The sequence below is a fragment of the Agrobacterium cavarae genome (assembly GCF_004310285.1).
In the GTDB taxonomy this organism is placed as follows: domain Bacteria; phylum Pseudomonadota; class Alphaproteobacteria; order Rhizobiales; family Rhizobiaceae; genus Agrobacterium; species Agrobacterium cavarae.
On the sequence record NZ_SISF01000034.1, the window covers coordinates 157,943 to 176,301 of the forward strand.

Sequence of the window (18,359 nt, forward strand, 5' to 3'; positions counted from 1 at the left end):
GGGCGTCGCTTGCGGCGCCCTTTTCGTTTTCGCATATGAGTGCAACGCTTCGGTCGCAGCTACGACTGTGCGGTTTTCGGGAGCCTGCTGTTTCGTTTCAGAACATACAAGCCTTTGCCGGTCACTTTCTTTGCGTCGACACAAAGGGTTCGTTTACCAGATTTCTTTAGAATTTGATCTGATCGCTGCGTGTTGCGGTCGCTGAAGGTACAGGTTCTGGTATGGCGTATGTTTCCCTTCCGCGTCGTCTTGCGGCGTTGATGACAATGTCGGCGGTGATCGTGTCGTGCTCAGCGGAGGGGCTTGTGCCCCCCGCTGAGGTCGATGGCGCGACACGGGTCAGTTCCATTCGCTCCTCCAGCCGGCAGAATTACAGTGCGCCGCCCGCACCTGTCAGCCAGGATCTTCCCTTCAACGACCATTCCGCCCTGTCGCAGCCGCTGCCGGAGGCGCCGGTATCGCGTGATCCGCTGCTAAGCTCCAGCGGGCAGGGCTACTCGACGCTCGATGCGCAGGCGAGCCGCCTTGCGCCCGTTCAGCCGCAGTCAACCCACATGCCGTCGCAGATGGCGGAGGGTGACGAGGGCGTGAACATGGATGCAGGACTGGGCGTGGCGCCGGGACGGAGCCTTGCGGAGGAACAGGATATGCAGGTGTCCGCTCCCGACAGTGCCGCTTCTCAGCCACCGCAAGCACCGCGTGGGCTTGCCAATCAATCCCGCCTTATTCCGCCGCCGCCAAGCGGTCAGCGTCAGGCGCAGCCCGTGGAAGAGGTGGCGATGCTGATGCCGGACAATCCGGCGCAGGAGCGGCGCATGTCGCAGCCGCCCGGCATGATGCCACCCTCCGAAGTGGCCTGTCGCACAGAGCTTCGCCGATTGGGTGTCGCCTTTCGCGATGTGGCGCGCATTGCCGATGGTCCGACCTGCGGTATCGATTACCCGATCGAGCTTAGCGGTCTCGATAGTGGCGTTGCGATCCGCCCGGCTGTAAAGCTGAACTGCCAGGTGACGCTTGCCTTTGCCAAATGGGTGAAGTTCGAACTCGTGCCGTCTTCTCGCTTCCGTTACTTCTCTGGTGTCGGCCGTATCACCCCGATGGGTGGCTACTCCTGCCGCAAGATGAATTCCAGGGCGAGCAACCCCTGGTCTGAGCATGCGCGCGGTAACGCCATCGACATTGGAACGATCACGCTCAAGAACGGCAAGGAGATCGACGTTCGCAAGAAGAGCTTCTTTGCCTTCCGTGAGAAAGGCTTGTTAAAGGCCGTTCGCTCCGACAGCTGCAAGTATTTCTCTACCGTGCTCGGACCGGGTAGCGACCCCAACCACTGGAACCACTTCCACTTCGACCTGCGTACACGCAAGTCCGGTTATCGCCACTGCGATTGATGGCCTTGCTCTTCGATCGGATGGTGGATGTCGACTGCCCAAAAACAGGGCCAAAAAAACAGGGCAGAGTGCGGGGGTAGCCTCTGCCCAAAATAATGTTTTTCAATATGACTGCCGTATGTCTCAAAATGTCGAGCGGTGCTGAAAACCGGACGGGCGCCCTGTGGTGAACAGTCCGGTACCCGTCACGCCGATTTCTACGACATCAGCATCACATCTTCATGACAGGGACGATAGGAAGATGACGCCGTTGGTGAAATTTGCGGAACTGCAACCGGCGTGTGTTGTTTCCGCTCTCTCCAGCTAACTTTTTGTCTTGATCCCTTCCGGATGCAAAACGGACAACACTTTTGCTGGAAATGCTTTATATGAGCAGTTCAAGAACGTGCCGAAAGATCATTCATGACGCCTTCCCGCAAACCCATCGTTTCCATCCGTAATCTGACGAAATCTTACGCCAACGGCTTTCAGGCGCTGAAAGGCGTCACCCTTGATATCTACGAGGGCGAAATCCTTGCGCTGTTAGGCCCTAATGGTGCTGGCAAGACGACGCTGATTTCGATCATCTGTGGTCTCGTCAATCCGGGCGAGGGCAGCGTGCTCGTCGGCGGCAGTGATGTCGTCAAGGATTTCCGCAAGACACGCGCTTTGATCGGGCTCGTGCCACAGGAACTGACGACCGACCAGTTCGAGACGGTGTGGAACACGGTGTCGTTTTCCCGCGGATTGCATGGCTATCGTAAAGACCCTCAACTGATCGAGCGCGTTTTGAAATCCCTGTCGCTGTGGGACAAGAAGGACAATATGCTGCGTGAGCTTTCCGGCGGCATGAAGCGCCGCGTGCTGATCGCCAAGGCGCTGGCGCATGAGCCGAAGGTTCTGTTTCTCGACGAGCCGACGGCTGGTGTGGATGTGGCGCTGCGGCGTGACATGTGGAAGGTTGTCGAAGAGCTGCGGTCCGCTGGCGTCACCATCATTCTGACCACCCATTACATCGAAGAGGCCGAGGAAATCGCCGATCGCGTCGGGGTGATCAATGGCGGCGAACTTCTGTTGGTGGAAGAAAAGACTGCGCTGATGCGCAAGCTGGGCCGCAAGCAGCTTTCGCTGGAATTGACGACGCCGGTCACCACGCTTCCCGAAAGCCTGTCGCCTTTCCATCTGCAACTTTCGGAAGACGGTACCTGCCTGACCTATGAGTATGACGGCAATGGAGAGCAGGGACGGATCGCCGAGCTTTTGTCAGCGCTTGCCGGTGAGGGCATTCATTTCAAGGATATTTCGACACGACAAAGCTCGCTCGAGGATATTTTCGTTGCATTGGTAGGAGGACAGAAATGAATTTTGAAGCCATCAAGTCCATCTACCTGTTCGAAATGGCACGCACGCGCCGCACGCTTTTGCAAAGCGTGATCTCGCCGGTCATCTCGACATCGCTCTATTTCATCGTCTTCGGCACCGCGATCGGATCGCGCATCCAGGAGGTCGAGGGCGTTTCCTATGGAGCTTTCATCACGCCTGGCCTTATCATGCTGACGCTGCTGACGCAGTGCGTCAGCAATGGCTCCTTCGGCATCTATTTCCCGAAATTCACCGGCACCGTGTATGAAATTCTCTCCGCCCCGATCTCGATGACGGAGATATTGGCAGGCTATGTCGGAGCGGCGGCCACCAAAGGTCTGATGATCGGTACAATTATCTTGATCACGGCGTCTTTCTTCGTCGATATCTCGATTGCCCATCCGTTCATGATGGTCCTGTTCTTCGTGCTGACGGCCGTCAGCTTCAGCCTGTTCGGCTTCATCATCGGTATGTGGGCGTCGAATTTCGAGCAGCTCAACCTCATTCCGATGCTGGTTGTTCCGCCCTTGACCTTCCTCGGCGGCAGTTTCTACTCGATCAACATGCTGCCGCCCTTCTGGCAGACGGTCAGCCATTTCAATCCGGTGCTTTATCTGATCAGTGGCTTTCGCTGGAGCTTCTACGAGATCGCCGACGTCAATCCGCTGATCAGCATCGTGATGATCATCGGCTTTTTGACCGTGTGCCTCGCCATCGTCGGCTGGATGTTCAGGACGGGTTACAAGCTGCGCAACTAACCGGCCTTACCGATCCCTAAGCGTCAGCTGATCTGTCTGCATCTGCAACGATCCGAGGGTCGAGAGGAAGGTCATGCCGAGCAGGCTTTGATCCAGCTGACCCTTCTGCGCGACGAGGGCAGGGACATTGCGCCGAACAATCGGACCGACCGCGATCTCCGACAGACGCACCGGGGCTGCCGATGTGCGTCCATTGGCGGTCATCACCGAGACGGTATAATTCAGATTGTCCGGATTGATGCCGACTGCCTCGGCGTCGGCATTGGATAGGACGACGGAGCTTGCACCGGTATCCACCAGCATATGGACAGAGACGCCGTTGATCGTGGCGTCGGCCTCGAAATGGCCGCCCATGGATTTGCTGAGGATGACTTCCTGCACACCGTCGGATGTTGTCGTCACCACGGCGCGACCGGGAATAAGGCCTGCCATCAGCCTGTCGCCGAAACGCTGCAGGTCTCCCCGGTAAAGATAGCCTGCGGCGAGCCCCAAGATGATGAGGAGCCAGATGGCCAGTTGGCGGAGCACCGTGGGCAGGTTGCCGCGACTGCCTGCCAGAATGCCGGCCGCAAGAAGAACGGCAATCGGCGTCAGATAGAGCGCACTGGCGAATCGATCATTGTCGATGCCGAAGGTCTGTCCGCTGCTGTTGTTGATCAAGAGAAGTGCCAGGCCGATGCCAAGAATGAAAAGAACCAAAGTCAGCCTGTTCATGCACTCTCCATTCCTGTCGCCTTCGCCGTCTTGCGTCTGGGTAACTCACTCATGATCCTGTGCCTTTCAGCGACGGTAAAGCCGCTCCAGCCGGTGATTTCAGCGATTGTCCGGTGGCAACCGGTGCAAAGACCTTCAGGGCTGAGCTGGCAGACGTGAATGCAAGGTGTTTCCATCATTTTCATATCTGTTCTTCAGGCGAGGAGAGCAAGAGCGACCAGCATCACGATCTCGGTGATTTGCTGTGTTGCGCCAATCGTATCGCCGGTGTGCCCGTCAATCTTGCGGAGACACAGACGTTTGAACAGGTGCGCGGCCGCGAAAGAGGCGGCGATCGCGACGATTGCGGCAACTACAGCGTATGACAAAAACAGCACCATGCAGGCGATGACGATGCCGTAGGCAAGAGCGTGGTTTCGATCGGTTGGTCCTGGCTGGCCAATGGAGGCTGCAACGCCAGCTTGGCGGGCAGGTGGAAGACCATGCCAGTGCCACACCATCATAGCACGGCTGAAGCTTGCCACGGCGATCAGAGAGACCGCACTTGCAGGCCCGGGGAGTTCGCGGATCAGGACGGCGATGGCTGCAACTCTGACCATGAAGGAAAGGATCAGCGCGATGGCGCCATAACTTCCGATGCGGCTGTCCTTCATGATGGTGAGGGACCGTTCCTTGTCCGCCCCGCCGCCAAAACCATCCGCGGTGTCTGCCAGCCCGTCCTCATGCAAGGCGCCTGTAAGAGCCGTGGTGACAGCCAAAGCCAATGTCGCTGTCAGCAACGTGTCGGCGTGCGCGTGATGGAGAATGGAGACGAGAATGGCGGATGGCAGGGCGATCAGCAGCCCGGCTATGGGGAAGACACGGGTGGCGGCCAGCATGTCTACCTTGCGACCTTGAAAGAAGCTGTCATGGACAGGGATGCGACTGAGAAAGCTGAGTGCGTGCATGACCCGCGTCAGAAAACCGTCCAGGATCAATCCGCTCTCCCGCATTTCGAAAGACCAATGTTGCGCTGTCGGCGAGCGTCATAGTATCGCAAAACCGTGTCCTTGGTTTGCACCACATGCTTTAGAGGTTGTCCCTCTGCCCGTCCCCGATTATGAGAGGCGCAACAAAGACCGATTTGCCGGAAAACACAAGTCTTCGGCATGAGAGAAAGATCGATACCATGAGCGTGAGCGGCCTGCCTTTCGACGATTTTCGTGTTCTTTTGCGTGATCTGCCGGGACCGGATACCTATGCGCTGGTTGCCGCCAAGGAACGCAATGCGCAGCTGACCAAGCCTGCCGGTTCGCTGGGTCGTCTGGAAGAGATTGCCATGTGGCTTGCCGCCTGGTCGGGTCGCGCACCCGCCGTTAACCGTCCGCTCGTCGCGATCTTTGCCGGCAACCACGGTGTGACCCGCAACGGTGTGACGCCTTATCCGTCCTCCGTGACGCAGCAGATGGTGGAGAACTTCGCCGCAGGCGGTGCCGCGATCAATCAGATCTGCGTGACCCACGATCTTGGTCTCAAGATTTTCGACCTTGCCCTCGATTACCCGACCGGTGACATCACCTGCGAGGCAGCACTCTCCGAGCGGGACTGCGCAGCCACCATGGCCTTCGGTATGGAAGCGATCGCAGGCGGCACCGATCTGCTCTGCATCGGAGAAATGGGCATCGGTAACACGACGATTGCTGCTGCCATCAATCTGGCGCTTTATGGCGGTACGGCTGAAGAGTGGACCGGTCCTGGCACGGGCTCTCAAGGTGACGTCATGGAGCGGAAGATCGCCGCTGTGAAGGCTGCCGTGGAGTTCCACAAGGATCATCTCTCCGACCCACTGGAAATTATGCGCAGACTGGGCGGTCGCGAAATCGCTGCCATGGCCGGTGCGATCCTCGCAGCCCGTGTGGAAAAGATACCGGTCCTGATCGACGGCTATGTGGCAACCGCGGCTGCCGCTCTGCTGAAAGCCGCAAACCCTGCGGCCCTCGATCACTGCCTGATCGGCCATGTGTCCGGCGAACCAGGCCACATGGCGGCGGTGGAGCGGCTGGGCAAAACGCCACTTCTGGCACTTGGCATGCGTCTTGGTGAGGGAACCGGTGCTGCACTTGCAGCCGGTATCGTCAAGGCCGCTGCTGCCTGCCACTCCGGCATGGCGACCTTTGCGCAGGCCGGCGTCGATACCGGTGCTGCTCACCATTGAGGCGATGATGGACAACCTTCCCAAGAGCCCAGTGTCAGAGCCAGTCTTCCGCAAGGAAACCGGCTTTCGCCATCTGCTTGCCGCCGCACGCTATTCGCTGCAAGGGCTTCAGCGCCTCTGGCAAGAGGCGGCGTTTCGTCATGAAGTGATTGCCTTGGGTGCAGGACTTGTTTTGCTGGCGGCCATCAACGCACCTCTGGTGCATGATCTGATCTTCATCCTGCTGATGCTGCTGCTTTTCTGTGTGGAAGCGCTGAATACGGCAATCGAGGAAATCGTCGACCGCGTTTCGCCGGAGTTTTCCAGCGCTGCCCGCAACGCCAAGGATCTGGGCTCCTTTGCGGTTTTCTGCCTTCTGCTCGCCAATGGCGGCTTTATTCTCTACTCGTTGATTTCAACGGTGTTCTTTAGCGTCAACGCGATCTGATTCACGCAAAAGATCGCTTGCGTGGCTGCACCGCCTGCACGTCTTCAACTGCGGGGACGGTTTGCAGGATGCGCTTGGCCGGCAGGATTGCGATTGTTTCGGTTCCCTCGCGCAGTTTCGATTTCAGCACGAACTGACCATCATGCTTGGAGAGAATGGCCTGAACGATCGGCAGGCCAAGACCCGTGCCCTGTTCTGCGCTTTTGATAGCAATCGATCCCTGACCGAAGGCAGAGAGCACCACTGGAATTTCTTCTTCTGGAATGCCCGGACCGTTGTCCTTGATCGAGACATACTGGCCGCCACGTGCGGTCCAACCGGCCTTGATCGAAATCTCGCCGCCCTGTGGGGTGAATTTAACGGCATTGGACAGGAGGTTGAGGATCACCTGGCGGAGCGCCTTTTCATCTGCCCAGACGCTCGGCAGGCTGCGCTCGAACTGCTGGACGATGCGGATATTCTTGCCGCGTGCGCGCAGCTGTATCATGCCGACGCAGTCTTCGGCGATTTCGAGGAGCGACACGGCCTCTTCCTGCAACTCATAGCGGCCTGCCTCGATGCGGGAGAGATCCAGAATCTCGTTGATCAGATCAAGCAGGTGCTGGCCGGAGCGGTGGATATCGCCCGAATATTCCTTGTAGAGCGGGTTGTTGAGCGGCCCGAGGATTTCCGATGCCATGACTTCGGAAAAGCCGAGGATGGCGTTGAGCGGCGTGCGCAGCTCATGCGACATGGATGCCAGAAAGCGGGACTTTGCGAGATTGGCTTCCTCCGCCCGGCGCCTTGCCTCATCCGACATGGACTTCGCCACTTCCAGTTCCGCGATCAGGTCGTCCTTTTCCGACTGGAAGGACAGAAGCTTGATGCTGGAATTGTGCAGGCGCCTGGTGATGTAATGGCAAAACAGCATGGCCATGAAGAACATCAGCGCCATGCCGATTGCCATCGGATCCTGCGAGGTGGCGGCATTGATGCCAAGCGCCATCAGCACCGGAAGAAAAGTCATCAAGATCGCCCGCCGCAACATGAAGTTGGACATGGCGGTGATGGAGAGCGCAATGAGCAGCGTGGCGCCCTTGTAGAACATCGGCAAGGCCGCGTCCTTGGCGCCCATCGGGTAGCCGGCAAAAAGCGCCCAGATCAGGCCGATGATGATCTGCACGGCAAGGAACGTGCTGACCCAGCGGTTGACGTTTGCGGGCGTGATGGTCTGCTTTTGCGCCTTGCGCGCAAAGATCAGCGCAAGGGCGTGGCCGCTCAGCGCCAGAAGGGTCCAGCCAACGATCTCGATGTCGCGGGTGATATAGACGCCGATGCCGGTTGCCAGCAGGATGAAGAGCGGCATGATGGTTGCGCCGTACAGCGTCTCTGCGATATGCATCTGCAGCATTTCGCATTCGAAGGCCACAGTGCCGACACCGCCATATTGCAGCCGCTCGCGCGTCGACTTCACGGCATCGAACACGGCTTTATTACGCCGCGTGCGAGACCGATCGACGATGTTCTTGTCGGCTATGTTGCTGGCGCTTTTACTCATCTACTGAACGAAACCGATGCGAGATGTTTGCACGTTACCGGTAAAGTCTTAAGAAGATGCTGCCGCGAAAGGATTTGTTTGCCATTTCTGCAAAGGGTTTGTTGGGATATGAGACGAAAGTCAGGCAGGAGATTTTCTCCGGTGAAGGACGGAATCATTCTGCTTTTGCTGATCGTTCTGGGTGCCTTGATCATGGCGAAGGTCGATGGTCTCAATGATCGGCAGTTCTCCGGTAGCTTCGTCGCGATTGACGGAGATACGCTTGCGCTCGGTGCTTCCCGTTATCGGTTGATGGGGATCGATGCGCCTGAGCTTCGTCAGGATTGCGGAGCGGGTGATGGAACCTGGGCATGTGGACACGCGGCTAAGGATTTCGTCAGAGAGGTTCTGGAGACAGGCGAGGTCGAGTGTACCGGCGGTAGCAAAGATCGGTATTCCCGTTTTCTCGTCCGCTGTTCGGTGAATGGTGCAGACCTCGGCAGCCTCATTGTCTCTGAAGGTCTGGCTTTGACCACGGAGTATTTCCTCTACGCCAAGGAGGAGGATAATGCGCGAGAGGAAAAGCTTGGCCTCTGGAGTGGAGCATTCGAAAATCCAAGGGACTGGCGACGGGAGCAGAAGACAATGGAAGCCGATGCGCCGCGGGCAGGGCCTTTGACGGTGCTGCGCCATGCCTTCGGCTGGTGACATGAACGTGACTGTGGAGAAGCAGGGGGATATCCAAGAGGCATTGATCGAGCGGTTGCGCGACAGCATCGCGCGATGTCGGATCTGCCGGGACACGCCGCTGAAGGGCGAAGGCGACCGGCTGCCGCATGAGCCCAGACCGGTCGCTGTCATCTCGGCCAAGGCTAAAATCTTGATTGCCGGGCAGGCGCCTGGACTTCGTGTGCATGAAAGCGGTCTGCCATTCAATGATGCCTCTGGCGACCGACTGCGCACGTGGCTGAATGTCGACCGGGACATGTTTTACGATGCCGATCGGTTCGCCATCGTGCCGATGGGCTTTTGCTTTCCCGGATATAACCAGCGCGGCAGCGACCTGCCGCCCCGGCGGGAATGCGCCCCGCGCTGGCGCGATGAGGTGATGTCCGCCATGCCGCAGATCGAGCTTGTGCTGGCGATTGGTCAATATGCGCAAGCCTATCATCTTGGCGACCGGCGCAAGAAAAGCATGACGGAAACCGTGCAGAACTGGCGAAACTATCTCCAAAGCAATACGGGCATTCCCGTACTGCCCCTACCGCATCCAAGCTGGCGCAATACCTCCTGGTTGCGAAAGAACCCCTGGTTCGAGCAGGAGATACTGCCGACCCTCCGTCAGCATGTGGAAATTCTCACGCGATGAAACAAATTTCTTTTTCTTGGTTTTTTTTAGTGTAAATAGAGGAAAATAATTCCGTAGGAGAGAAGATTGGACCGTCTCGACCGTAAAATTCTGCGTATTCTGCAAGAGGATTCCACACTGGCTGTTGCCGACCTTGCAAAGAAGGTCGGGCTTTCCACGACGCCCTGTTGGCGGCGTATCCAGAAGATGGAAGAGGATGGCGTCATTCGTCGTCGCGTGGCGATTCTGGATGCGGCGAAGGTCAATACCAAAGTCACGGTCTTCGTTTCCATCCGCACCGCGTCTCACTCCATCGAGTGGCTGAAGCGCTTTTCGGAGGTTGTTTCCGAGTTTCCGGAAGTGGTCGAATTCTACCGTATGAGCGGTGACGTGGATTATCTGCTGCGCGTCGTCGTACCGGATATCGCTGCTTATGATGCCTTCTACAAGCGGATGATTGCAAAGATCGAAATCCGCGATGTGTCATCGGTCTTTGCCATGGAGCAGATCAAGTACACGACCGAACTGCCGCTCGATTACATGATCCTGGACAATCCAAAGTCCGGCGAAGAGTGATCGGCCGTGTCAACTGATAGCTCATTCCCGCGCTGATCGCGGGAATGAGTAGAGCCACGCTCAGCCCTTGAACTTCGCGATCACCAGATGGCCGGGTGTCGGCTCCCCATCCTGCATGCGCACATTGATATCTGTGACCTCGATCACATCAAAGCCGGTCGCGGTCAGACGTTCGCGCACATAGGTTTCCGCATGGGCAAAACGCTGATGAGCGCCGACGATGTAGGGTCTGCCAGCCATTTTGTCGTCGGGGAGGGTTTCTGACGAAAAGACAAAGATGCCGCCTTTCACCATATTTTCTGCGGCACCGAAGAACAGCGGTTCCAGAGCGCCGAGATAGGGCAGCACGTCCGTCGCGGTGATCAGATCGAAAGCTTCGTCGTCATTGTCTTCGAGGAAATCCTCGACTTCGGCGACGTAGAGCGTCTCGTAGACATCCTTTTCATGGGCGATTTCAACCATGTTTTCGGAGATGTCTATTCCGGTGATGTCGTCGGCCATGTCGCGAAGCGCTTCGCCCGTGAGACCGGTGCCGCAACCAAGATCGAGCATGCGCTTGAAGGGACCGAGTTCAAGCGTCTGCAATCGCTGACGCACCATCATCGGGACGGCATAGCCAAGCTGTTCGACGAGAATATCCTCAAAGGCTTCCGCATGCTGATCGAAGAGCGTTTCGACATAGGCGTCCGGTGCCTTAGGCGGCGCTTCGCCTCGTCCCATCGATGCGATGCGCACGGCGGCACCGCCATGATCTTCGGGATCGATTGCAAGAACCTCTTCGTAAGCCTTCACCGCGGCGTCGATATCGCCGGCCTTTTCGAGCGCAAGTGCGCGGTTATAGGCTTCTGCAAGAGCCTCTTCATCGATCTTGGCGTTCTTGGTCATGGCGTTCATCAGGCTCCGCTTCGTTGGAAGCCTGATTAAGCCGCAACGCTTTTGCGCGCAATGTTTTGTTTCATCGTTAGCTTCGAAGCCGGAGGCGCATCCGTGCGGACATTTATGTCAGTGCAGGATGAATTCGCCCTTCAAGGAGCGCCATTCCTGGGCCGATATCAGCTTTCGGTGGACGTAGCGCACCGAGTGCAGCGGACCGTCCAACTTCTCCTGCCAGAATTTCAGGAAGCCGTGCATTTCCGGAAAGTCGGGTGCGAGATCATAGTTCTGCCAGAGATAGCTCTGAAGCACGGAAGGACGATCCGGCATGCGATAAAGGATTTCGGCTGTGGTGAGACCATAGCCTTTCAGCATCATTTCCATGTCTTGGTTCATGTGGCTGTTCCCATTCTATTGATCGCCGACACACCGAGGTGTCATCGACAATGGGAACATGACATGGTTAATCAAAGCTTGCCAAGAAACCGAGATGTCACAAATTATTTATGTTTCTCAGTGTGTTAGCATCCTCTCTCAGTGAGTGCTGCCAGCCTCTCATCGCTTCAGATGGCGTGTCAGCCGTGCCTCCACGCCTGCCCAGACATGACGCAGGATTTCCACCATCGAGAGGTAGAAGATCGCCGCCCAGAGATAGGCCTGGAAGTCGAATGTGCGGGAATAGGCGTATCGGGTCTGCCCCATCAGGTCGAAGACGGTGACGATGGAAACGACCGCCGAGCCTTTGATCATCAGAATGATTTCGTTGCCGTAGGGGCGAAGCGCCACGATCAATGCCTGCGGCAGAACGACCTTCCAGAATGTCACCGGCTTGGAAATGCCAAGCGATGCGGCGCCCTCGTGTTGGCCTCGTGGAACGCTTTGGACTGCGCCGCGCAGGATCTCGGCCTGATAGGCGGCGGTGTTCAGCGTCAGTGAAAGAAGCCCGCAATACCACGCGTCGCGGAAGAACCACCACAGGCCGACGGCCTCAAGCTCGGTACGAAAGCCACCGAGGCCGTAATAGATGAGGAAAAGCTGCGCCAGAAGTGGCGTGCTGCGAAAGAGATAGACATAGGCGAACGCAATGGCGCTTACGATCCTATTCTTCGACATGCGGGCGAAAGCAATCGGAGCAGACAGGACAGCGCCAAGGATCAAAGCAAGGCCGACGAGGCTGACCGTCGTCCACAATCCATCGATATAGCGCCAGCCATAGCGCGCGATCTTATCCGGGTCCCAGTCCAGGATCAGCGAAAGCACCAGACCGACGAACAGCATGGCCCAGAGAGTGACGATGACATAGCCGGCGATCCGCGCGAATGAGAACCGCCGCGCAGGAGCGGGTGGTGCGGGTCTTGCCTCAATCAAATTGTCGATATGGCTCATCTCTGCACCTCCGAGCGGCGCGCCCAGCGGTCGATATAGCCAATGCCGATTGAGGAAATGAGAGCGAGAATGAGGTAGAGCAGGCAGGCAATGCCGTAAAACAGAAAGGCATCCTTGGTCACGCGCGCGGCGATACCGGTCTGGCGCACGATATCCGCCAACCCAATGATCGAGACGTAGGACGTGTCCTTCAACAGAATGACCCAGAGATTGGTCATGCCGGGAAGGGCGATACGCACGAGCTGCGGGATGATGATGAGAACCATGGTGCGGCCGCGCGACAGGCCCAGCGCATCACCCGCCTCATATTGCCCCTTGGGAATGGCGCGAAACGCAGATAGCAGCACTTCGGACGAGTAGGACGAGAAGACGACCGAAAGCGCAATCATGCCCGCAACGAAGGCGTTGATCTCGATGGGGCCGGTAAAGCCGAGATAACCGCCGATCGTTTGGAGCAGGATCTGCATGCCGTAATAGACGATGAAGAGGGTCAGGAGCTCGGGTAGACCACGGAAGATCGTGGTGTAGATGCCGACGGCAAGGCGGAGGGATTTCTCCTGCGATTGCGCGGCTAGCGCGATCAGGAAACCCAGGAACAGCCCGACGGGAAGCGTGGCGAGGGCCACGGAAATCGTCACTTTCACGCCGAAGGCAATTTCGTCGCCCCAGCCATCGCCGCAGGCGAGTAGGGTGCCGTTGCCAAAGAGTGAGAAGATACCGACCGGACCACAGAACGGGTCGAACAGATATGTGAGATAGGTCCAGAACGAACCTATGGCGGAAAACACTCCGCTCATGCCAACTTCCCCCGCGGTCTGCGCCGCTTTCATATTTGTTTTATGAAGGTGTTCTCAAACAAAAATGGCGGAAGGGCAACCCTCCCGCCATGATATTTCAACATGAGAAACGCGCTTACTGGCCGTAAACGTCGAAGTCGAAGTACTTGTCGTTGATCTCTTTGTATTTGCCATTCGCGCGGATGGCCTTGATTGCCGCGCTGAACTTGTCGGCGAGAGCTGTGTCGCCCTTGCGAACGGCAATGCCCGCGCCCTTGCCGTTGATCTGTTCATCGACAGGCATAGCCGTCAGGATCTTGCAGCATGCGCCAGCGTCCGACTTCACCCACTGCGACAGAACCACGATGTCGTCGATGACGCCATCGATGCGGCCATTGGTGATGTCGAGCTTGTACTCGTCAGCCGTTGGATAGAGCTTCAGCTCGGAATCAGCCAGGTGCTTTTCAGCATAGTTGGCGTGCGTGGTGGAGCCCTGCGCGCCGATTGTCTTGCCCTTCAGGTCCTCAACGGACTTGATCGGCGAGTCCTTTGGTACGGCGATCGCCGGAGGCGTGTTATAGTACTTCTCGGAGAAGTCCACCTTTTCAAGGCGCTCAGGCGTAATCGACATGGAGGCAACAATAGCGTCGAATTTCTTCGCCTGAAGGGCTGGAATGATACCATCCCAGTCATTGGTAACAAAGGTGCATTCGGCCTTCATCTGTTCGCAGAGTGCCTTGGCGATATCGATATCGAAGCCGGTCAGCTTTCCGTCAGCCTCCAGAACGTTGAATGGCGGGTAGGCGCCTTCCGTGCCGATGACGATCTTGTCCTGCGCCATGGCGGAGCCAGCAAACAGCGACAAGGCTGCAATGGAAGCTGCAGCAAACAGACGGGTGGGGTTCAGCATTTAGATCCTCTCTTTCGGCGATACGACGCACGCCTCATTTATGTTCTGCGTGCGTGAAGATTTTGGCACTCCGCGCGCGGTCGAGCGCCGGTTGCGGATGCTTGCCGGGATACTCATCCCGTTGCAAAAAAAATGCAACATCATTGTTTTGCGCTGCGACAGCCTCCTCAATAAATCGATTTGAATCGCTGCCACCTGCTCGAAATCCAGGGAACAAAATATGGCGCTTATGCGTAGTAAGGAAGCCTTATAATTTCAGGCGACAATTCATTTTTTTCAGACGACGGTTCCCGATTTTCGGCCTCCGCCTCCACCTCCAGGAGGAATTTTCATGGGTATCACACACAGCATTCAGGCGCTGACACCTGCGCAGCGCAACACTGTTATCGCCAGCTTCCTCGGCTGGACACTCGACGCCTTCGATTTCTTCATCCTTGTTTTTGTCATCAAGGATATCGCGAAGGAGTTCAATACAAGCATCCCGGCGGTCTCGATCGCAATTTTCCTGACGCTTGCCATGCGGCCGATCGGTGCGCTGATCTTTGGCCTTGCATCCGACCGTTACGGTCGCCGCATCACGCTCATGGTCGACGTCCTTCTTTATTCGGCCCTTGAGCTTCTCTCCGGCTTCTCGACCGGGCTTACGATGTTCATCGTCCTGCGTCTGCTTTACGGCATTGCCATGGGCGGCGAATGGGGTGTCGGGGCTTCACTGACCATGGAAACGGTGCCGCCGCAAGCGCGTGGCTTCGTCTCAGGCCTGCTTCAGGCGGGCTACCCGGCTGGCTATTTGCTGGCCTCGATCGTCTTCTTTCTGCTCTACCCGATCATTGGCTGGAGAGGCATGTTCTTCGTCGGCGCTCTGCCAGCGTTGATCGTTCTCTACATCCGGCGCAGTGTCGAGGAATCCCCCGCATTCCTCCAACGCAAGAGCCGACCTCAGCAACCGTTCCTGACTGTCTTGAAGAAGAATATTCCTCTCTTCATCTGGACCGTGATCCTGATGACGGCGTTCAATTTCCTCAGCCACGGCACGCAGGACATCTACCCAACCTTCCTGGAAACGCAGCGGGGTTATGACAGCCACACCACAGGCGCCATTGCGATCGTTTACAACATCGGGGCGATTTGCGGTGGTCTGTTCTTCGGTACTCTGTCGCAACGAATTGGCCGGAGAAAGGCAATTGTGATCGCCGCGCTTCTGGCCATTCCGGCCGCCTGGTTCTGGGTTTATGCTCCCGGCGCCGTCCTGCTTGCCATCGGTGCTTTCGTTCTGCAGTTCTTCGTCCAGGGTGCATGGGGCGTTATCCCTGTTCATCTGAACGAACTCTCGCCGGACGAAGTGCGTGGCACATTCCCAGGCTTTGCCTACCAGCTTGGAAACCTGCTGGCCTCTGGCAACGCAACCCTGCAAACGACACTGGCCGCACACTGGCAGGGGGATTACGCCCTGGCGCTGTTCAGCGTTGCCGTTGTCGTCGCCTGCGCTGTCGCCCTGCTGGCGGGGTTCGGATATGAAAAGCGCAACGTGCAGTTTGGCGTTCCAGATGACCAACCGGTTGAACCGGCGCCGTCAGCGCGGGGAAGAACGGCTTGAAATTTGCGCTGGACGACGGCGGGTTCATCCCCGCCGTCGTTGCGATGTGATGGGCATGGCGGCTGCTGCCATAACCAGTTCTGTCGATCATGGCAGTCCTCCCAGAAAATGCCTTTATTCGTTCATTCCCGGTACAGGCCGGCATCTTCATCATTGGAACAAGACCGCATGCCGGGCGTTGTTTAGCGCCATGATGTGCAGACTGTGCCCCAATGCCGCAGGGCAAACGCAAATGAAGACGGCAGATGAGGAAGCGCCATGCTGAATAAGAATAAATTGATGACCGGGGTCGTTTTCCCCCTGATGTCGATTGCCATTGCAGTCGAGCCGGCACTTGTGGCCACCGTTGCGCATGCAGCGCCGATGGCGCAGGTTGAGCAACAGGGAACCCTTTCCAACGGCAACGGAGCCATCATTCTTGCGCAGGCCGAAGCGCCGCCGAACCCAGAAGAAGAATTGTTGAAGCGCCGCCAGCGCGAGCAGCAGGGCGAGCCCCAGGCTGAGCCGAAGCGCGAGCCTGAGCAGAAGCGTGAGGAAGCCCCGCAGCGTCCGAAGCGCGAAGCAGCACCTGAACCGCAGGCCGAGCAGCCACAGGAGCGTCCACGCCGCGAAGCAGCACCAGAAGCTGAGGCACCACGCCCAGAGCGCCCACGCCGTGAAGCCGCCCCAGAGGCAGCGCCGCAGGCCGAACCCGAGCAGCAGCAGGAACGCCCGCGCCGCAAGCCGGCCGCAGAGGCTCAGCCTGAAGCCGAAGGCCAGCCACGTCCAGAGCGTCCGCGCCGTGACGCTGCTCCCGAAGCCGCGCCACAGGCTGAGTCCGAGCAGCAGCAGGAACGCCCGCGCCGCAAGCCCGCTGCCGAAGCGCAGCCTGAAGCCGAAGGCAAGCAGCCGCCGAAGCCGGAAGCGCCGGCAGCAAAGCCCGAAGCCCCGGCCGCCAAGCCTGCGAATGAACCGGCAGCCAATGAGGCTGCACCGGAAAAGCCTGTCAAGCCCGCAAAGCGTCCGGCAGCTCCAGAACCTGCCGAGGGTGCGGCACCGGTGCCTGCAGAACCGCCGACACCCGGTCGCGCTCCCGCACCGACCGAGCAGCCGAACCCGGCTCCAGGCCAGCAGCCATCCGAGCAGCCACGCCCGCCGCGCGCGCAAAACGGCGAACCTGCACCAGCCCCTGTTCCGGGTGCGCCCGCAGCGCCACTTGACGGCGCCGCGACTGGCCAGGCACCAGCCGGTGAGCCGGTTCCAGCCCAGGTCGCAACGCCTCAGACAGAAGCGCCCACGACGACCAAGGAACAGCTGGACAAGGCACGCGCGATAGCCGAGGACCCGTCCAAGTCGGCTGATACCGTCGTGCTGCCCGTGGACAAGGGAGCTGCCGTTCTCGACAGCGACAAGGAAGTCTATCGCAGTGGCAACGAGCAGCTTCGCGAACAGCGTCGTCGTGAACGCGAGCAGGGCCAGGACTTCAAGGTCCCGACCTCGGATGCCGAAGCCCAGGCGGGTGGACGCCGTCACGGACAGCCCGCACCGCAGATCAATATTCAGAACATCACCAATATCCAGGGTGAGCGCATCGACCGCCGTCCGCAGTTCGATCGTCCCGACGGTGTTCGCGAGTGGCGTCCCCGCGATATGCCGCGCGACCGCGACATGGGCGACCGCGTGTTCCTGCAGTTTGGTGACCGCGTCGTGGTGCGTGGCAGTGATGACGACCGCTTCGTCAGCGAAGGCGCGAAGCCCTACTATGAGCGCCTTCCTGACGATCGCTACCGCGAAACGATCGAGCGATCCGACGGAACGCAGGTGGTGACGATCCGCAATCGCTATGGTGACGTCATTCAGCGTTCCCGTATCGACGCCCGCGGTCGCGAGTATGTTCTGTTTTACGCACCGGAACTGGCCGATGAACCTGACCGCGAATACGTCTATCGCGATCCTGGTCTCGACCTGCCGCCCCTGCGTCTGCGTATCCCCGTCAACGAGTATATCATCGATACGTCGTCTGACGATGACCGCGACTACTATCGCTTCCTTGAACAGCCTCCGGTAGAGCCCGTCCAGCGCGTTTACTCCATGGATGAGGTCCGCTACTCGGCTCGTGTGCGTGACATGGTGCGTCGTATCGACCTTGACACCATCACCTTTGCGACCGGCAGTGCCGAAATTCCCATGAGCCAGGCACGCTCGCTGCGCAAGGTTGCCGATGCGATGAACAAGGTGCTTGAAAAGAACCCGGCTGAAACCTTCCTGATCGAAGGCCATACCGATGCCGTCGGTTCGGATGAAAGCAACCTTGTGCTCTCTGACGAACGCGCAGAGTCTGTCGCCAAGGTCTTGACCGAAGTGTACGGCATCCCGCCGGAAAACCTGACGACGCAGGGCTATGGCGAGCGATACCTGAAGGTTCAAACGCTTGGTCCGAACCAGGAGAACCGTCGCGTTACCATCCGCCGCATCACGCCGCTAGTGCGCCCGGTCGCGCAGAACTAAAATTCGTTCCGATCAACAAGAGGGCCCGGAAGCCATCAGCTTCCGGGCCTTTTCTTTTTAAGTCC

At 58.2% G+C, this 18,359-nt stretch carries 19 protein-coding genes; 10 read left to right on the top strand and 9 right to left on the bottom strand.

Annotated features, from left to right (window positions below; genetic code table 11):
• Nucleotides 1-221 precede the first annotated feature (221 nt).
• The 3 genes from EYC79_RS21650 (at nucleotide 222) to EYC79_RS21660 (ending at nucleotide 3,490) form a co-directional block, all read left to right on the top strand.
• Nucleotides 222-1,391 (top strand): extensin-like domain-containing protein, encoded by a 1,170-nt coding sequence (locus EYC79_RS21650; RefSeq protein WP_130979468.1) that lies wholly within the window; start codon nucleotides 222-224, stop codon nucleotides 1,389-1,391.
• Nucleotides 1,392-1,793: 402 nt separating this feature from the next.
• Nucleotides 1,794-2,732 carry an ABC transporter ATP-binding protein gene (locus EYC79_RS21655; protein ID WP_062440788.1) on the top strand — a complete coding sequence of 313 codons (939 nt, stop codon included), beginning with the start codon at nucleotides 1,794-1,796 and terminating at the stop codon, nucleotides 2,730-2,732.
• The gene (locus EYC79_RS21660) at nucleotides 2,729-3,490 is read left to right on the top strand and encodes an ABC transporter permease (RefSeq protein ID WP_130979469.1); all 762 of its coding nucleotides are present in this window, start codon (nucleotides 2,729-2,731) and stop codon (nucleotides 3,488-3,490) included. The genes EYC79_RS21655 and EYC79_RS21660 overlap by 4 nt, the downstream gene beginning before the upstream one ends.
• A gap of 6 nt (nucleotides 3,491-3,496) precedes the next feature.
• Here EYC79_RS21660 and EYC79_RS21665 read toward each other — a convergent pair whose 3' ends face one another.
• The 3 genes from EYC79_RS21665 to cobS are packed head-to-tail and all read right to left on the bottom strand — an operon-like array spanning nucleotide 3,497 to nucleotide 5,181.
• The gene (locus EYC79_RS21665) at nucleotides 3,497-4,204 is read right to left on the bottom strand and encodes a retropepsin-like aspartic protease family protein (protein ID WP_130979470.1); all 708 of its coding nucleotides are present in this window, start codon (nucleotides 4,202-4,204) and stop codon (nucleotides 3,497-3,499) included.
• Nucleotides 4,201-4,389: a DUF1289 domain-containing protein gene (locus EYC79_RS21670; RefSeq protein ID WP_335625486.1), complete on the bottom strand. Its 189-nt coding sequence runs from the start codon at nucleotides 4,387-4,389 to the stop codon at nucleotides 4,201-4,203. The genes EYC79_RS21665 and EYC79_RS21670 overlap by 4 nt, the downstream gene beginning before the upstream one ends.
• 9 nt (nucleotides 4,390-4,398) lie before the next feature.
• A complete protein-coding gene (gene cobS, locus EYC79_RS21675) occupies nucleotides 4,399-5,181 on the bottom strand; it encodes an adenosylcobinamide-GDP ribazoletransferase (protein ID WP_418123602.1) in 783 nt (260 codons plus the stop codon).
• Nucleotides 5,182-5,372: 191 nt separating this feature from the next.
• Between cobS and cobT the strand changes: the two genes are divergently transcribed.
• Both cobT and EYC79_RS21685 read left to right on the top strand, forming a co-directional pair.
• Complete coding sequence (gene cobT, locus EYC79_RS21680) at nucleotides 5,373-6,398, top strand: nicotinate-nucleotide--dimethylbenzimidazole phosphoribosyltransferase (protein ID WP_113226294.1); 1,026 nt, start codon at nucleotides 5,373-5,375, stop codon at nucleotides 6,396-6,398.
• Nucleotides 6,399-6,405: 7 nt separating this feature from the next.
• Nucleotides 6,406-6,825 carry a diacylglycerol kinase gene (locus EYC79_RS21685; protein WP_130979673.1) on the top strand — a complete coding sequence of 140 codons (420 nt, stop codon included), beginning with the start codon at nucleotides 6,406-6,408 and terminating at the stop codon, nucleotides 6,823-6,825.
• A gap of 1 nt (nucleotide 6,826) precedes the next feature.
• On the opposite strand, the gene EYC79_RS21690 is transcribed toward EYC79_RS21685, so the two are convergent.
• Nucleotides 6,827-8,362 (bottom strand): sensor histidine kinase, encoded by a 1,536-nt coding sequence (locus tag EYC79_RS21690; RefSeq protein WP_062427496.1) that lies wholly within the window; start codon nucleotides 8,360-8,362, stop codon nucleotides 6,827-6,829.
• 141 nt (nucleotides 8,363-8,503) lie between these two features.
• On the opposite strand from EYC79_RS21690, the gene EYC79_RS21695 reads away from it, so the two are divergent.
• The 3 genes from EYC79_RS21695 (at nucleotide 8,504) to EYC79_RS21705 (ending at nucleotide 10,265) form a co-directional block, all read left to right on the top strand.
• On the top strand, nucleotides 8,504-9,049 hold the full coding sequence (locus EYC79_RS21695; protein WP_165457096.1) for a thermonuclease family protein: 546 nt from the start codon (nucleotides 8,504-8,506) through the stop codon (nucleotides 9,047-9,049).
• A 1-nt stretch (nucleotide 9,050) separates the two neighbouring features.
• Complete coding sequence (locus EYC79_RS21700) at nucleotides 9,051-9,710, top strand: uracil-DNA glycosylase family protein (RefSeq protein WP_130979473.1); 660 nt, start codon at nucleotides 9,051-9,053, stop codon at nucleotides 9,708-9,710.
• A 66-nt stretch (nucleotides 9,711-9,776) separates the two neighbouring features.
• Nucleotides 9,777-10,265, top strand: a complete 489-nt coding sequence (locus EYC79_RS21705) for an Lrp/AsnC family transcriptional regulator (protein WP_062427493.1) — start codon at nucleotides 9,777-9,779, stop codon at nucleotides 10,263-10,265.
• A 60-nt stretch (nucleotides 10,266-10,325) separates the two neighbouring features.
• On the opposite strand, the gene EYC79_RS21710 is transcribed toward EYC79_RS21705, so the two are convergent.
• From EYC79_RS21710 to EYC79_RS21730, 5 genes are all read right to left on the bottom strand, one after another.
• The gene (locus tag EYC79_RS21710) at nucleotides 10,326-11,150 is read right to left on the bottom strand and encodes a class I SAM-dependent DNA methyltransferase (RefSeq protein ID WP_130979674.1); all 825 of its coding nucleotides are present in this window, start codon (nucleotides 11,148-11,150) and stop codon (nucleotides 10,326-10,328) included.
• Between the two features lie 117 nt (nucleotides 11,151-11,267).
• Nucleotides 11,268-11,534 carry an usg protein gene (locus EYC79_RS21715; RefSeq protein ID WP_130979474.1) on the bottom strand — a complete coding sequence of 89 codons (267 nt, stop codon included), beginning with the start codon at nucleotides 11,532-11,534 and terminating at the stop codon, nucleotides 11,268-11,270.
• A gap of 159 nt (nucleotides 11,535-11,693) precedes the next feature.
• Nucleotides 11,694-12,524, bottom strand: a complete 831-nt coding sequence (locus EYC79_RS21720) for an ABC transporter permease (RefSeq protein WP_130979475.1) — start codon at nucleotides 12,522-12,524, stop codon at nucleotides 11,694-11,696.
• Entirely contained in the window at nucleotides 12,521-13,321 is an 801-nt protein-coding gene (locus EYC79_RS21725) for an ABC transporter permease (RefSeq protein ID WP_062427557.1), read from the bottom strand. The genes EYC79_RS21720 and EYC79_RS21725 overlap by 4 nt, the downstream gene beginning before the upstream one ends.
• A gap of 115 nt (nucleotides 13,322-13,436) precedes the next feature.
• Nucleotides 13,437-14,210 (bottom strand): ABC transporter substrate-binding protein, encoded by a 774-nt coding sequence (locus EYC79_RS21730; protein ID WP_130979476.1) that lies wholly within the window; start codon nucleotides 14,208-14,210, stop codon nucleotides 13,437-13,439.
• 331 nt (nucleotides 14,211-14,541) lie between these two features.
• Here EYC79_RS21730 and EYC79_RS21735 point away from each other — a divergent pair, with 331 nt between their 5' ends.
• Both EYC79_RS21735 and EYC79_RS21740 read left to right on the top strand, forming a co-directional pair.
• Complete coding sequence (locus EYC79_RS21735; RefSeq protein ID WP_130979477.1) at nucleotides 14,542-15,807, top strand: MFS transporter; 1,266 nt, start codon at nucleotides 14,542-14,544, stop codon at nucleotides 15,805-15,807.
• 258 nt (nucleotides 15,808-16,065) lie between these two features.
• A complete protein-coding gene (locus tag EYC79_RS21740; protein ID WP_130979478.1) occupies nucleotides 16,066-18,294 on the top strand; it encodes an OmpA family protein in 2,229 nt (742 codons plus the stop codon).
• The last annotated feature ends 65 nt before the right edge of the window (nucleotides 18,295-18,359 follow it).

Bases quoted from the DNA above. Each gene is read 5' to 3' on its own strand.
- EYC79_RS21670 (WP_335625486.1), bottom strand. From the start codon at position 4,389: ATGAAAATGATGGAAACACCTTGCATTCACGTCTGCCAGCTCAGCCCT.
- cobT (WP_113226294.1), top strand. From the start codon at position 5,373: ATGAGCGTGAGCGGCCTGCCTTTCGACGATTTTCGTGTTCTTTTGCGT.
- EYC79_RS21720 (WP_130979475.1), bottom strand. From the start codon at position 12,524: ATGAGCCATATCGACAATTTGATTGAGGCAAGACCCGCACCACCCGCT.
- EYC79_RS21690 (WP_062427496.1), bottom strand. From the start codon at position 8,362: ATGAGTAAAAGCGCCAGCAACATAGCCGACAAGAACATCGTCGATCGG.
- EYC79_RS21650 (WP_130979468.1), top strand. From the start codon at position 222: ATGGCGTATGTTTCCCTTCCGCGTCGTCTTGCGGCGTTGATGACAATG.
- EYC79_RS21710 (WP_130979674.1), bottom strand. From the start codon at position 11,150: ATGACCAAGAACGCCAAGATCGATGAAGAGGCTCTTGCAGAAGCCTAT.
- EYC79_RS21730 (WP_130979476.1), bottom strand. From the start codon at position 14,210: ATGCTGAACCCCACCCGTCTGTTTGCTGCAGCTTCCATTGCAGCCTTG.
- EYC79_RS21685 (WP_130979673.1), top strand. From the start codon at position 6,406: ATGGACAACCTTCCCAAGAGCCCAGTGTCAGAGCCAGTCTTCCGCAAG.
- EYC79_RS21725 (WP_062427557.1), bottom strand. From the start codon at position 13,321: ATGAGCGGAGTGTTTTCCGCCATAGGTTCGTTCTGGACCTATCTCACA.
- EYC79_RS21735 (WP_130979477.1), top strand. From the start codon at position 14,542: ATGGGTATCACACACAGCATTCAGGCGCTGACACCTGCGCAGCGCAAC.
- EYC79_RS21665 (WP_130979470.1), bottom strand. From the start codon at position 4,204: ATGAACAGGCTGACTTTGGTTCTTTTCATTCTTGGCATCGGCCTGGCA.
- EYC79_RS21660 (WP_130979469.1), top strand. From the start codon at position 2,729: ATGAATTTTGAAGCCATCAAGTCCATCTACCTGTTCGAAATGGCACGC.
- EYC79_RS21715 (WP_130979474.1), bottom strand. From the start codon at position 11,534: ATGAACCAAGACATGGAAATGATGCTGAAAGGCTATGGTCTCACCACA.
- EYC79_RS21740 (WP_130979478.1), top strand. From the start codon at position 16,066: ATGCTGAATAAGAATAAATTGATGACCGGGGTCGTTTTCCCCCTGATG.
- EYC79_RS21655 (WP_062440788.1), top strand. From the start codon at position 1,794: ATGACGCCTTCCCGCAAACCCATCGTTTCCATCCGTAATCTGACGAAA.
- EYC79_RS21700 (WP_130979473.1), top strand. From the start codon at position 9,051: ATGAACGTGACTGTGGAGAAGCAGGGGGATATCCAAGAGGCATTGATC.